Origin of the sequence: Shewanella putrefaciens, from assembly GCF_016406305.1 — a bacterium.
In the GTDB taxonomy this organism is placed as follows: Bacteria; Pseudomonadota; Gammaproteobacteria; order Enterobacterales; family Shewanellaceae; genus Shewanella; species Shewanella putrefaciens_C.
Map to the genome: position 1 here is coordinate 2,418,471 of NZ_CP066369.1, position 15,195 is coordinate 2,433,665.

The 15,195-nt window shown below is 46.6% G+C and carries 10 protein-coding genes; 3 read left to right on the top strand and 7 right to left on the bottom strand.

The window, feature by feature from the left end; all coding sequences use genetic code 11:
- Positions 1-71: 71 nt before the first annotated feature.
- From JFT56_RS10550 to JFT56_RS10580, 7 genes are all read right to left on the bottom strand, one after another.
- Complete coding sequence (locus tag JFT56_RS10550; protein WP_198780068.1) at positions 72-2,588, bottom strand: TonB-dependent receptor plug domain-containing protein; 2,517 nt, start codon at positions 2,586-2,588, stop codon at positions 72-74.
- 793 nt (positions 2,589-3,381) lie between these two features.
- Positions 3,382-4,386 carry a Holliday junction branch migration DNA helicase RuvB gene (ruvB, locus tag JFT56_RS10555; RefSeq protein WP_198780069.1) on the bottom strand — a complete coding sequence of 335 codons (1,005 nt, stop codon included), beginning with the start codon at positions 4,384-4,386 and terminating at the stop codon, positions 3,382-3,384.
- A gap of 61 nt (positions 4,387-4,447) precedes the next feature.
- Positions 4,448-5,065 (bottom strand): Holliday junction branch migration protein RuvA, encoded by a 618-nt coding sequence (gene ruvA / locus JFT56_RS10560; protein ID WP_198780070.1) that lies wholly within the window; start codon positions 5,063-5,065, stop codon positions 4,448-4,450.
- Complete coding sequence (gene ruvC / locus JFT56_RS10565) at positions 5,062-5,583, bottom strand: crossover junction endodeoxyribonuclease RuvC (RefSeq protein ID WP_198780071.1); 522 nt, start codon at positions 5,581-5,583, stop codon at positions 5,062-5,064. The genes ruvA and ruvC overlap by 4 nt, the downstream gene beginning before the upstream one ends.
- A gap of 66 nt (positions 5,584-5,649) precedes the next feature.
- The gene (locus tag JFT56_RS10570) at positions 5,650-6,396 is read right to left on the bottom strand and encodes a YebC/PmpR family DNA-binding transcriptional regulator (RefSeq protein ID WP_198780072.1); all 747 of its coding nucleotides are present in this window, start codon (positions 6,394-6,396) and stop codon (positions 5,650-5,652) included.
- Between the two features lie 175 nt (positions 6,397-6,571).
- The gene (gene aspS, locus JFT56_RS10575; protein WP_198780073.1) at positions 6,572-8,350 is read right to left on the bottom strand and encodes an aspartate--tRNA ligase; all 1,779 of its coding nucleotides are present in this window, start codon (positions 8,348-8,350) and stop codon (positions 6,572-6,574) included.
- A 184-nt stretch (positions 8,351-8,534) separates the two neighbouring features.
- Positions 8,535-11,348 (bottom strand): diguanylate cyclase domain-containing protein, encoded by a 2,814-nt coding sequence (locus tag JFT56_RS10580; RefSeq protein ID WP_198780074.1) that lies wholly within the window; start codon positions 11,346-11,348, stop codon positions 8,535-8,537.
- 149 nt (positions 11,349-11,497) lie between these two features.
- On the opposite strand from JFT56_RS10580, the gene cmoA reads away from it, so the two are divergent.
- The 3 genes from cmoA to JFT56_RS10595 are packed head-to-tail and all read left to right on the top strand — an operon-like array spanning position 11,498 to position 15,103.
- Positions 11,498-12,229: a carboxy-S-adenosyl-L-methionine synthase CmoA gene (gene cmoA, locus JFT56_RS10585; protein WP_198780075.1), complete on the top strand. Its 732-nt coding sequence runs from the start codon at positions 11,498-11,500 to the stop codon at positions 12,227-12,229.
- Positions 12,226-13,218 (top strand): tRNA 5-methoxyuridine(34)/uridine 5-oxyacetic acid(34) synthase CmoB, encoded by a 993-nt coding sequence (gene cmoB, locus JFT56_RS10590; RefSeq protein ID WP_198780076.1) that lies wholly within the window; start codon positions 12,226-12,228, stop codon positions 13,216-13,218. The genes cmoA and cmoB overlap by 4 nt, the downstream gene beginning before the upstream one ends.
- A gap of 46 nt (positions 13,219-13,264) precedes the next feature.
- Complete coding sequence (locus JFT56_RS10595) at positions 13,265-15,103, top strand: M3 family metallopeptidase (protein WP_233095604.1); 1,839 nt, start codon at positions 13,265-13,267, stop codon at positions 15,101-15,103.
- Positions 15,104-15,195: the final 92 nt, after the last annotated feature.

A 15,195-nucleotide genomic window follows, 5' to 3' on the forward strand; every position in this document is an offset into this window, starting at 1 on the left:
CAGCCCCTTTTTGTCCCATAAAAAAAGCGCCCGAAGGCGCTTTTTATCAAGTTCAGTCGGCTGACTGAAGCTTAGAACTTAACTGTCACACCACCATAGATGGTACGGCCAATAGTGTCGTAAACTTCAGGTACAGTACCACCATCACTACCGTTAGAAACCGTCACTGGTTTCTCATCAGTGAAGTTCTTAACCCCTAAGCTGACGCTGGTCATATCGTTGATGTGATAAGTACCAGAAATGTTATGGTACAGAATTGAATCAACCTTAGTACCTTCGGCTAAATCTGTCATCTCACCAATATAACGGTTGAAGTACATTACGCTCCAGTCGTCTTGGCCAGCAGAAATGCTGAAGTTGTTACGAACGCGGGCATAGGCTCCGAAGTTACCGTCAATAGTACCAGTATAATCTTCACCATCTTGCTCAAAGTTGATTAAGTAAGTGGTGTCGTTATTGATTTTCCAATCTAATCCTAGACCTTCAAAACCATAGGCTAAGTTAAAGTCGATACCACTTGTGTCCTGCGTACCTACGTTGGTTAGTGCGTTGGTGAGGTTATCTAAATCACCATTTGGACCAATGTTGAAGGTTTCACAGGCTGTTGCATCGCCAGCATAACAAGCATCTAAACCAGCTTGTGTGTCCATACGTGCAATCGCGTTATCCACTTTGAAGCGCCAGTAGTCTAAAGTCACAGACATACCGTCAACATAGCTTGGTGAATACACTAAACCAGCAGTGTAAGACTCTGATTCTTCAGGTTGCAGATCTGGATCTGAAGTACGATTCACGAGGATCTGTGGATCTTGAGCATTACCCCATGGATCGTCTAAATAATCGTATGAACCTGAGTTACCACCGTAGAGTTCACTTACGCTCGGCGCACGGAAACCAGTTGCCGCCACGGTACGAACCATTAAGTCATCGGTTGCAGCATAAGTTAAACCGATTTTCCATGTGGTCGCTTTACCAAAAGTAGAGTAATCATCTAAACGCAGCGCGAATTCACCGGTTAATTTTTCAGTGAAAGGTACGCTAACTTCTTGGAAAATAGAGATAACGTTGTAGTTACCATTAGTAGGATCTTGCTGAGCTGATGTGCTCTCACCCGCAATAACTACCTCATCCGGTGTGTAGAAACCGCTTTCACGGCGATATTCAGCACCAATCGCAAAACCTACGGCACCCGCGCTCAGATCGAATAGCTCACCATTTAAACCAGCAGACAAGGTTTGTTGCTCGTTACCGCCTTTGGCTTCTTCGGTGTAACCAATGTCGTTCTTCATTTGCTGAGTTAATGGATCACCACTAAACCAAGCATCTGGATTAGCATAGATAGAGGTCGCCATATCTGAAGCGTTGATAGAGTTTTCTACCGCAGTCTTCGCTTGGTTTTTACCGTAGGTATAAGTTACATCCCAGTTCATACCAGTATGGACATCTAATGTGCCCGCTAGGCCACCAGATAAACGCCAAGTGTCAGTATCCTGAGTATAAATACGAGGACCCACATCGTTAGTACGACGACGGTAGTTAACTAAACCTTTTTCGTCCGCTTTAATGCCAGCCGCAAGCATATCACTGTCTAATGTTACACAAGGAGCACCAGCAGGAACACCGGCAGCACCACATACATTTAGCATAATATCAGCAGGTTGCGCAGCCATCTGTTGATTTGAACGACGGTTGGTATAAATAGCGTCCGCAGTTAACACCACATCATTACCAAGCTCTTGTGTCATATTCGCGAATAAGCTACGGCGTTCGCTCGGCGTTTGATAATAGCTGTCTTGAGTAAAATCATATCCATATGGACGATCTACCCAGTTACCGTTCGCATCTTGAACCTTACCACCTAAAGTACCTTCAGGGATAAATGAGCTCGCACCTGGTTCAGTCCAATCACGGTCAGATTGAATTACACCACGACGGTCAGAGTACGCCGCACCGAATGTGTAGTTACCGCCATCGGTATTAAAGCCGTACAGTGCACTGACGTCACCGCTCTGGCCATCGCCCTTGTCGGTACCGCTACCGTTAAAGTCGAATTGGAAACCTTCGAAATCTTTCTTAGTGATAATGTTTACTACGCCCGCAATCGCATCAGAGCCGTAAACCGCAGAAGCACCGTCTTTCAGAATTTCAACACGGGCAATCATAGCTACTGGGATAGAGTTCAAATCCACAGAACTGTCAGCACCTGAACCTGAGTTCACCATACGGCGACCGTTCAGTAATACTAAAGTACGTTGTGAACCCATACCACGTAGGTCAACTTGCGCCACACCATCGGCGCCGTTGTTGGTGCTTGAACCCACCGCCGCACCAGCCATAGAGGTTTGAACCTGTAGCATTTGGTCAACGGAAGTAAAACCCTCGGCTTTAATCGCTGCAGCATCAATAACGGTAACAGGAGAAGCTGTTTCCATATCTTGACGTTGAATACGTGAACCCGTCACTTCAATACGTTCAACTTTTGCTGTCTCTTCGGCTGCAAATGCACTTGAAGTCACAAATACACCCGTAGTGATAGATGTAACGATAGCTAAATTAATAGCTGATGCTACTTTGGTTCTTTTGATCATGAATGAATGCTCCCTAGATCTTACTATTATTTTTATGCTTACAGCTTGTACAACTATTGCTGTACGAGTGTTGCGCTTGATACTGAGGATTCACTTTAATTCCGTCAACGCTCAATTTTTTAACCTAAATAATTTTATTGTTATCAAATAACGATTACCTTGTTAATAATTGGTTTCAGTTAAAATCAAAATACCGAAAAATAATCCTTTGCAGATTCTTAAACCATCAAAAAACCACAAAACTAGCGATTAAAACTGTTAATAACATAACATCCGATAAACATATAAAGACTTCAAAAATGTGACTCACATCACACTTTTTAAGTTTAAAGATATAGAGTCCACAACACATAATGTCGATTATTTATTAAATGTTTATGCATACAAAAATACCCACGCACCAAGAAAGCCATATTTACAAAGGAAAAAGTCAGTATGGAAATGATACAAAATGAATAGTTTGTAATTTTTATGCACCGCAAGAGTGCATGCAACATATACTCAACAATTAACATCCAAATTAAACAGCATGACAATACTAAAAATAACGAATTGAAATGATTAAATTTAAATCGAGTCTTGAGCACTAAATAAGCGCCATAAGTAAAGTGCAGTTATCTTTCAAAATACTTGTTTGCAAGATTAAGGTAATTTAACGATTTATTAATAAATGTTACTTATTGGGTGGGGTGTTTTTTAAAACACACTTTCTATTGGTAAAATAATCCTGGAATTTAAGATAAAAAAATGGCGACCGAGGCCGCCATTTCTAAATACGATATTGATATTATCGTTATGCTGGTTTTATCATTTCAAAGTGCTGATAAGCACGCGCTGTGGCAATTCGACCACGGGGCGTACGCTGAATAAATCCCTGCTGAATAAGGAAAGGCTCTAGCACATCTTCAATGGTTTCACGTTCTTCACCAATGGCGGCGGCTAAGTTATCTAACCCCACTGGGCCGCCCATAAATTTATCGATAATGGCCAGTAACAGCTTACGGTCCATATAATCGAAACCTTCGTTGTCTACGTCCAGCAAATCCAATGCCTGTTCTGCAACATATTGAGTCACAGCACCATCATGTTGTACCTCGGCATAATCCCGCACCCGACGAAGTAAACGATTGGCAATTCGAGGAGTCCCGCGGGATCGTTTAGCTATCTCCAGCGCCCCTTCTTTATCAATTTCCAGTCCCATCACCTGCGCAGAACGGGCCACAATCGTACTGAGATCTTTGATGTTATAGAACTCTAATCGCAATGGAATGCCAAAGCGCGCCCGCAGTGGTGAAGTCAAAGCCCCGGCGCGGGTGGTGGCGCCCACTAAGGTAAAGGGGGGCAAATCCAATTTGATAGAACGCGCCGCAGGCCCCTCACCTATCATGATATCCAGCTGATAGTCTTCCATTGCCGGATATAAAATTTCCTCCACCACGGGACTTAAGCGATGGATCTCATCGATAAACAGCACATCACCGGATTCAAGATTGGTGAGCAGCGCCGCCAAATCCCCTGCCTTTTCAAGCACAGGGCCCGAGGTCGACTTGATGTTGACCCCCATTTCATTGGCGACAATCATGGCCAAGGTGGTTTTTCCGAGTCCTGGCGGGCCGTAGATCAACATATGATCTAAGGCTTCGTTACGATTCTTTGCCGCTTGAATAAAGACCTTCAGCTGTGCCCGAGTGTCATCTTGCCCCGTGTATTCATCGAGCAATTTAGGTCGCATTGCCCTATCGATAACATCGTCTTGCGCCTGTAACTGTGGCTGGATCAGTCTATCTGCCTCAATCATCTACATTTTCCTATTACCAGATCGACATTATGGCGATGGTGAAACCCTATGGTATATCCCATCAAAGCATCGACTTTAGTGCGGCCTTAATCAAGGTTTCTGGATCCATCCCCTCTTTATAGGCAGCAGAAACGGATTTACTCGCCTGTGGTGGTTTATAACCCAGTGAAATTAAAGCGGAAATGGCGTCTTCTTCTGCGCTATTGACCGTAGGTGTCGGTGAATAATTGGACTGCAGCACAAATTCGCGTTCAGAACCTGCGGAGGCTTCCATCAAGCTCTTGAGCTTATCACGCATTTCCACTAATAAACGCTCGGCCGTCTTCTTACCTACTCCCGGTAATTTGACTAAGGTGACGATATCATCACGCTCAACACAGCCGACAAACTCCGATGCCGTCATGCCAGAAAGAATGGTTAAGGCGAGTTTTGGCCCAACACCATTGGTCTTGATCAGTAAGCGAAATAACGCCCGTTCCTGCTTAGTGATAAAACCATAAAGTAGCTGGGCATCTTCACGCACCACAAAGTGAGTGTAGATCACCGTTTCATGGTTAATTTCAGGTAATTCGTAAAAACTGGTGAGCGGCATTTGTAACTCGTAACCCACACCATTGACATCAATCAGTATCTCAGGTGCTTGTTTTTCAACTAACACGCCACGTAAACGACCTATCATCTGTACCGTCCGTATGTTCTCGCCGTTGCTCGGCCACTTAATGCGATTAAACTCTGACTAGTGTGATAATGACACACAGCAACTCCAAGTGCATCGGCAGCGTCAGCCTGGGGTGCGGCGGGTAATTTCAGCAATTGCTGGATCATATGCTGCACTTGCTCTTTCTTCGCCCGTCCCGTCCCCACCACGGCACTTTTAATTTGAGTGGCGCTGTATTCTGCCACGGGTAAATTCGCCACGGTAGCGGCAACGATGGCCGCCCCCCTTGCCTGGCCTAGCTTTAACGCCGAATCGGCATTTTTTGCTAAAAACACCCGCTCGATGGCAAATTCATCCGGTTGATATTGGCGGATAATTTCGCTTATCCCATCAAAAATTTGCTTGAGTTTTTGGGGTAATTCTTCACCCGATGTACGAATACAACCACTGCCTAAGTAAATTTGGTGTCGCCCCTGACACTGGATCACACCATAACCTGTGATCCGTGAACCTGGGTCAACACCTAAAATAATTGCCATTATGTGCCTTATATTGGACAGAAAAATGCCAAAGTGACCCAATGCTAACATGTCACATGGGCGGAATTAACCTAAGCTTGCCATGACCTCATCGGAAATCTCGGCATTGTGATACACCTCTTGCACGTCATCATGCTCCTCGAGAGTATCGATAAGACGCATAAATTTCTCCGCGGTGTCGGCATCGAGTTCAGCCTTGGTCGAGGCAATCATCGAAATTTCCGCATTCTCACTGGTAAAACCCGCCCCGTCGAGGGCATCTTTTACCGCGTAAAATTCATTAGGATCGGTAAACACATCGATAGCGCCATCATCGTAGCTCACGACATCCTCGGCGCCAGCCTCTAGGGCCGCATCCATTAATGCATCTTCATCGGTTCCCGCCGCATAGGAAAGCACGCCGCGTTTCGTAAACAGATAAGACACTGAGCCATCTGTGCCTAAATTGCCACCGGATTTACTAAACGCATTACGCACGCCGCTCACAGTGCGATTGCGGTTATCCGTCATGGTTTCGACCATCACAGCGGTGCCACCGGGTCCATAACCTTCGTAGATAATAGTTTCGAGTTGCTGACCTTCTAATTCACCGGCGCCACGCTTAATCGCCCGCTCGACCGTGTCTCGGGTCATATTGCCGCCCAGCGCTTTATCGATGGCAACACGCAAACGTGGATTGGAATCGGGATCAGAGCCGCCTTCACGGGCGGCAACCGTTAGTTCACGGATAAATTTGGTGAACAGCTTACCGCGTTTGGCATCTTGCGCCGCTTTACGGTGCTTAATATTGGCCCACTTACTATGACCTGCCATGGGAGATCTCCTTTAGTCATAGCCATTGCACATCTTATCAATAGCCGAATATCTCACTGACTGGCAAAGATCCCATTAGGCTTTGATAACACAAGATATTGATAAGAAATGAAATGACGAGATGATAAAACAAACCGAGGCCAGCGCCTCGGTTTTTGAAACAACAAACTAGAAATTATACTTCCGTTTTAGCGGCTTTTTCGACTACCGCAATCCCTAATTCAGCCAGTTGCTGTGGATTAGCAAAACCTGGTGCATTGGTCAACGGACACGCGGCCGTAGTGGTTTTCGGGAACGCCATCACATCACGAATCGACGTCGCTTTGGTCATCAGCATGATGATGCGATCTAAACCAAAGGCTAAGCCCGCATGCGGCGGCGTGCCGTAACGCAGCGCTTCTAACAGGAAGCCGAACTTCTCTTTCGCTTCATCGTCGGTAATACCCAGAATACGGAATACCGCAGACTGCATTTCTTGGTTGTGGATACGCACTGAACCACCGCCTAATTCGCAGCCGTTTAATACCATATCGTAGGCATCGGAAACGCGATTTGCGGGGTTGGCTTCCAGTTCTGCCGCCGTTACGCCGCGCGGTGCAGTGAACGGATGGTGAACCGCGTGGAAGCTGCCGTTGATCTTCTCAAACATTGGGAAGTCAACCACCCACAGTGGACGCCACTCACCTTGGAGTAAGTTAAAGTCTTCGCCGGCTTTCAGACGCAGTGCGCCCATAGACTCAGCAACCACAGTCGCCTGATCTGCACCAAACAGAATAATGTCGCCGGTTTGCGCGCCAGTACGGCTGATAATTTCGTTAACAATGCTCTCATTCAAGAACTTAAGCACAGGTGATTGAATGCCCTCTAAGCCAAGGCTTAGGTCATTCATCTTCATCCAAGCTAAGCCTTTAGCACCATAAATGCCGACAAACTTAGTGTAATCATCAATTTGCTTACGAGACAGAGCCGCGCCGCCCGGAATACGTAGCGCAGCAACTCGGCCTTCTTCATCGTTGGCAGGGCCTGAGAATACCGCAAATTCCACTTCTTTAAGTAAATCGGCAATGTCCACCAGCTCTAATGGGTTACGTAAATCTGGCTTATCTGAACCGAAACGGCGCATGGCCTCGTTGTAAGTCATGCGCGGGAATTCGCCTAAATCGACGTTCAGCATTTCAAGGAACAGACCGCGCATCATTTCTTCGGTCTTCGCCATCACTTGCTCAGACGTCATAAATGAGGTTTCGATATCGATTTGGGTGAATTCTGGCTGACGGTCGGCACGTAAATCTTCGTCGCGGAAGCATTTTACAATTTGATAGTAACGGTCAAAGCCTGACATCATCAGCAACTGTTTAAACAGTTGTGGCGACTGTGGCAGGGCAAAGAATTGGCCCTTGTAGGTACGGCTCGGGACTAAATAATCGCGGGCGCCTTCTGGGGTCGCCTTAGTCAGGATCGGCGTTTCAATATCTAAGAAGCCGTTTGAATCGAGGAAACGACGCACAGCGCTGGTCACCTTAGCGCGGAACATCAAACGCTGCGCCATTTCTGGGCGACGTAAATCTAAATAACGGTACTTTAGACGTTGCTCTTCACTGTTGTTTTGATAGTTATCCATGCTCAGTGGCAGCGGATCGGCAGCATTGATAATTGTCAAGGCCGTGCCTAAGACTTCAATCTCACCCGTCTTCATTTGACCATTGACTTGGCTGTCAGGACGGGCACGAACGAGGCCTTTGACCTGAACACAAAACTCGGCGCGCAGCGTGCTGGCGACAGCGAACACCTCAGGCAAATCTGGATCATAAACCACTTGGACCAGACCTTCTCTGTCTCTTAAATCTAAAAAGACAACACCACCCAAATCACGGCTACGATTAACCCAACCTACCAAGGTAACTTCTTGTCCAACGTGAGACTTATTGACGTCTCCACAATAATGACTGCGCATCTAACTCTATCCTTTATCCGGAAACCGGTGCTTTGGAAATAATCAAAACGAGATAAAAGCGGCATTATAGTCAAATAATGCCGATTACCAAAGTACTTCACTCTTAGGCGGTGAAGTATCAAACAGTTTTACGCCCTTGACTAGTAGCGAACGCACTGTCGGCGAATAAGCGTTCAAAAAAACATCAAGCGAGGCGATAACAACGACCACCGGCACTCTTGGCTTGATACATGAGCTGATCGGCCTTTTTCAATAATCCAATGGCGGTATCACCATCACGGGGATAGATCACCACACCTATGCTCACGGCGATATCAACATTGACCCCTTCTATGGTAAAGGGGCTAGAGAGTGACTGCAGAATATTATCAGCAACTTGGGTAGCCGCATCGAGATCTTGCACACGATTTAGTAGGATCACAAACTCATCGCCACCAAAACGCGCAACCGTATCTGAGCCGCGTACCGCCTTGGTCAACAAATGTGCCACTCGCACTAATAACTCATCCCCAGTAGGGTGTCCGTAATGATCATTGATCTGCTTAAATCCGTCTAAATCAACAAACAATAGGGCAAAATGAGACTGCTCCCTTTGGTGTGATAACAGGGCCTGGGATAAACGATCGTCGAGTAAGGCACGATTGGGTAACTGAGTTAACGCATCGTGATTCGCCACATACAGCAGGCGCTTTTCCGCCGCAAGGCGACGGGTAATCTCAAGGTTGAGTCTTCGATTAACCGCCAACACCGCAACCATCACCACAGATAATGCCAGCACCCCTAAGAGTAAATAGCGCAGCCATTGAATATATTGACTGTTATCCGATTCCACAGAGAAAGATACCCAGTGGGAATAGATCTGCTGCTGACGCCTAGCATCAATCTGCGCCAGCACTTTATTGATAAGCGGCACTAATGGTTTGAACTGAGGATAAACACCTATATGGCTGTGCTGATCGGCTAAGTCACTCAGGAGCGACATCTTAAGCGAAGGGTATTGACCCGCTTTAAGCTCAGAGGCCAAGGTCACAACTTTATCGATAAACACATCGGCATGGCCATTTGCCACAGCGTCAAGCCCGGCTTGAGTATCAGGCACAAGTACAAGTTTGAGTGACGGCTGCAGCGCCATAAGTTGGGCGACCAAGTGATAACCTTCCACCACTGCGACTCTTTGTCCTGCTAATTGGGCGATATTAAAGACGGACACTTGTTCTAATTGCGACACCAGCCCCCAAGGTGATGGCCAGTAGGCATCACTGAACGCTAGCCTTTGTTGGCGCTCTGCGGTTTGAGCCACACTGCCCGCCAAGGCTATCTCACCCTGCTGCAAGGCTTGCATAAGACCATGCCAATCATCGAAGGCAACGGCGGTTAACTTAAGCTGCAATTGTTCTTGCAGCAGCTTGGCCACATCACTATTGATCCCTGCAAATTCGCCCTGTTCATCGGTAAATTCCATAGGAGACCATTGTTTGAGATAACCCATTTTCACTTCCCCTAGTCCGTCAATATAGGCGCGTTCCTCGGGGGTTAATATGATCTGGTTATGGGCAGCGCCATTGAAGATATGGTCCTTGGGATTGAGCATCCATTTTTGCTCAATATTGGCAAACTCTTGGGTGCTGATGTTGCTAAACCCGTTCGCTATTCGCTGTATCAGCCCAGGATCATCGCTGCGCGCTAACACATAGATATCGGTCGAGAACTCAAGATCGGGATATTGATGAAATTCGGACCAGCCTTTATTGAGCAGCAAATAATGGGATGTCCAAGCGCCCGAAGCGACAAATCCGACAATTTCACCCGCCCTCGCCCCTGCCACCATAGCATCCATAGAGTCGTAATAACGTAATGGTACCTCTGGCAGGGATTTCCTTAGGCTAACAAGATAAGGTGCTGTCGGTAGTACGCCTATGCGTTTCCCCTTTAACTGGTGTAAATCCGTTAATTGCTGTTGGTAGAGAAATAAACGGCTCTTTACCGTATAGAGTTTCCATGCACGGCTGAGTCCCGTTTTAAGATCATCACTCTCTGGATATCCAATGTGTGCATCGGCCAAGCCTTGACGGACATCATTCACAGTGGCACTCATATCACCGGGAATAAAATCAATATCGATACCGGTTTTTTCAGACCACAATTGCCACATGTCAACATATAAACCGTGGGGTAAACCATCAACGCCAAGGTCCACAAAGGGCTCAGCGCCAAGCAGCATAGCGATCACCAATCCATTTTTTTGACTGTGGTAGCCAAGCCAGCGACGTTCAGTTTGCTGAATAAAATGGGGATCTAACGCCATAAAACCTTGGTTAATCTTATCGAGCAGAGCTTGATTACCTTTGAGTACGGCGGGAACAAACTGCATCGCTTTTATTTGGAGCCGTGCAGTAGTCGGGAAATTGGCCGAAACATCTTGGGATGACGAAGGGTCTTTTAAGTATCCCTCGAGTCCTGCAAACACCACAGTCTCACCCGATACGACACCCGCGAGCAGTTTTTCACGGCTCTCATAGCGTTTAAAAACTAATTTAGGTTCAATTCGGTGTAATTCCGCTTCGTGGGAAGAGCCAGCAACAACCCCAATCTGATAGGGCACCAACTCATTAATCGATTTTTTACCCTGCAAGGATTTATGCAAATACAAATAAGTCCCCACATCGGCAATCGGGGTCGCAAAATCAAATATCACTTCACGTTCAGGGGTTTTCCCCATGCCTAAATGAACTTGGGCTTTACCTTGCTGCAGTTGCTCGAGGGATTCATGCCAATGGCGCGCGACAAATATGATGTCGGTATGGGTTTGCTTAGCCCATTCTTTCCAAAGATCCACGAGTAAACCACTGGGCTCACCGTCACTATCGACATACTGGTAGGGAAAGCTGTCTTCTCCCATTACCACCACAAGTGGCATAGAGGGCGCATTGCTGGCCTGTCCAGCCATGCTCCAAAAACAGCAACATAAGATCACAATTAAATGGATCACTAACTTCAAGTTGGGTCCCTAGTACCTGATGTACATGTAACGATTTTGTTATCTTTGGCATATTAGACAAAAATTTATCGCAAATTACTAGCCTGAGACTTGCTGCTAATCAATGGGATTCGTTAAAATGCCGGGTTGAATTTCCGAGATAAACCCAGATGAACGCTTCTCAAGATACGATCTACGCTCAACCGAATGAACACATTAGCGATTTCCAGTTTGATAATCGAGTGGCAGGCGTCTTCAGTGACATGATCCGCCGCTCGGTACCTGGATACACGCAAATTATCAATACCATAGGCGATTTTGCGCATCGTTTCGTCATACCAAATACGCAAATCTATGATTTAGGTTGTTCCCTAGGCGCTGCGACCTTAAGTATCCGCCGCCAAATCCAAGGCCGTCAGTGCCGTATCATTGCCGTAGATAATAGTGAATCTATGGTGGCGCGCTGCCAAGAAAACTTAAGCGCCTATGTGAGCGATACCGATGTCGACCTTGTCTGTGGTGATATCCGTGATATTGACATTCAAAATGCCTCTTTAGTCGTGCTCAATTTTACCCTGCAATTTTTACCGCCAGAAGATAGAGATGCGCTGATCGCTAAAATTTATCGAGGCCTCAATCCCGGTGGCATACTCGTGCTCTCGGAAAAAATTCGCTTCGAGGATGCCCCTATCCAAACCTTACTCGAAGAGCAACATTTAGATTTCAAGCGGGCCAACGGCTATAGCGAACTCGAAATTAGCCAAAAGCGCAGCGCGCTGGAAAATGTGATGAAACCCGACACCTTAACCACGCACCAACAGCGCCTTACTAGCCAAGGATTTAGCCACTTTAGTCTTTGGTTTCAATGTTTTAATTTTGCATCTATGGTAGCCATCAAGTGATCAGTTTTAGCTCGTTTTACCAACAAATCGCCGATTCAAATCTGCAGCATTGGCTCGAAACCCTCCCCAGTATTTTGGGTAAATGGCAACGGGAGCATAAACACGGCAACTTACCTAAATGGGAAAAAGTGCTCAATAAGCTTAACTACCCAGTGCCGGATCAAGTGGATTTTATCGATAGTGTCACCGTTGGCACCGGTGAGCAGCTCAGTCCTGGTGAAAAGGAAAAGTTAGAAAATCTTTTACGCCTCTTTATGCCTTGGCGTAAGGGGCCTTTTCATATTCACGGTATTCATATCGATACCGAATGGCGCAGCGATTGGAAATGGGATCGGGTAAAACAGCATATTTCACCGCTCAATAATCGAACCGTGCTCGATGTCGGCTGTGGCAGTGGTTATCACATGTGGCGCATGTTGGGCGCAGGGGCACAACGTGTGGTAGGTATCGATCCTTCGCCATTGTTTTTATGCCAGTTTGAAGCGGTAAAACGATTAGCCGGCAACCACCACCCCGTGCACCTTTTACCTCTGGGGATTGAAGAATTACCCCCACTCGATGCCTTCGATACCGTTTTCTCCATGGGGGTGTTGTATCACAGACGCTCACCTATCGATCATTTGCTGCAATTGCGGGATCAATTGCGCATGGGCGGTGAGCTAGTGTTAGAAACCTTAGTCATCGATGGCGATGAAAATACCGTACTCGTTCCCCAGGATAGATATGGCAAGATGAATAATGTATGGTTTATTCCATCGGTCGCAGCTTTAATGCTCTGGTTAAAGAAGTGTGATTTCACCGACATACGTTGCGTCGATATTGATGTCACCGCCCTTGCTGAGCAGCGACGTACCGACTGGATGCCCAATGAGTCACTGGTTGAATACCTAGATCCAACGGATATCACAAAAACGATTGAAGGTTATCCGGCGCCCAAGCGTGCCACGATTATTGCGGTGAAAAATCAGCCTAACTTTGATCTCAATTAGCGGATAAACCATGGTTTTTCTATGACAGTTGCAAAGCCCAATGCCGATACTAAAAACCACCTTAACCGCTAGCCTAGCCCTTTGTTTACTGTCCTCGGCTGCGGTAAACGCAGCGCCAAGCCCTGTGCCGCTGTTAGTCGAACAATGTTTGCGATTGCCCAGTATCGAGCTAACAAGCGCCTTTGCCATTCTCAAGGATCGCAAAGTTGATGCCTTAGAAAATGGTGCTTTAACGCCCGATACGCCACTGGATCTGTCACTGGCTGAGCAAGCCTTAGTGTTAGAACAACAGGCCATAGGGCTGAATAATATCAATGACAGGTTGAAGTATTACCGCGGTTTCAACCTCTCGAGCGAGGAGCGGCAAGGTCTACTGCAATGCCAGTTACACTTAGCCGACACACTCAGCAACTTAGTGAATCAAGCTGAATTTAAACAGCTTTCCGATGCATTAAGCCAAGGTAATCGCGAGCAAGTATTACTGGGTTCGCAGCTTAAGTCCTTGTTAAGTCAGCATTGGGAGCTGAACTATAAAGCCAAACTGCACACAGCCCAGGCGAGTATTCGACGGGGATTGGCAAGCCAACAACTGAGTCTCGATATCCAAAATGGTCAATGCCAACTCCCCACAGAAGCGCAATATAGCTCAGGGGAAATAGTGTTAGATGAGCAAACCAACGAGCCTAAGAGCGAGCCATTTTCTGGCATCATTGCCAATTATCTGCTGAAACAAACCGATCCACAGTGCCGCCAAACTGTGTGGCAGGCCTACCAAGGACGAGCGAGTAAATACAACCAAACGGCACTGAGCCGCATCGCCGTTCTATGGCAAGAGGCTGCAACTGCCGCAGGTTTTAACGATTACGCCAGTTTGCGTTTGAATTCGCAGCAGCTCTCATCCCCCTCGTTAGTAAAAGCGTTTCTCGACAGCCAAACAGAGGTTATCAATGTTGCCCCTTGGGATCTTGGTCGACATTTAGCAACGCTGAACGCTGCCGATGGTCCAATAATATCGACTCAGGCCATGCTCAGTGAAGGTTTTACCTATTTAGCCACTATGGGGCTTAAGTTTGAGTCCTTGCTCCCTCAGCAACAGGGCAAATTGCCAACACAGCAAATGGTTCGCGTCTACCATCAACAAAGATTACTGGGTGAACTTTATATTTCCTTCGATGAAGCGCAGCATCGCCGCAATAACCAACAGACGCTGCGTCAAAGTATTATAGGCCAGCAATTTGGGCAACAGGCCTTAGATCTCAAACCACAGCTCAGTAGTTACAAAGATATAGAGCAATTTACCCAAGCCATTGCCGAGGCCATCACAGCCCTTGCCCGGGGTAGCCACTTTTACCTCAATAATACCTTAGCCCCAACCATGGATAGCAATCAGCTACCAAGCCTATGGTTGGCCGAAGTGCTACGCCATGAGCTTTTTCCAGAGTTTGCAGCAGATTATCTCAATGAGCGGGGCTCACTTGCTAAAGCCTATGCAAAACAAATGAAAGTCTTTCGCGCTAAGGTTGCGTTAGATTTTTCCCAGGACTTAAACACACAAAGTTACCCCGATCTTAGTGCTGAATTTGAAAAGAGTTTTGGCCAGAGTTGGCCGCAATCCAGCCATTATCAATATAGCTTCAATGCCATAGCTAACGAAGGGCCTCTCTATTATCAGTCCCTTTGGCAGTCAGCATTAGCACAGTTCATCTATCAAACCACCCTAAATACCCAAGATAAAGCCGATTTATTTCAACTTCTGGTTGTCAATGAGGATGCACTCACCTTAAGCAGCCAGTTGAGTGCCTGCCTTGGTGATCCCATCGATCCCGCATCCCTCATTCAGAGAATGGCTAAAGCCGTAACTGAAGGGCAAAACCAAAAACAATAAGCCCGCGCTTTACCCGTTGTATATGCGGAATTAATTGAAAAAATGATAATTAGCCGCCACTATAAGCCCCTATCTATCGTTTTTTTGAGACT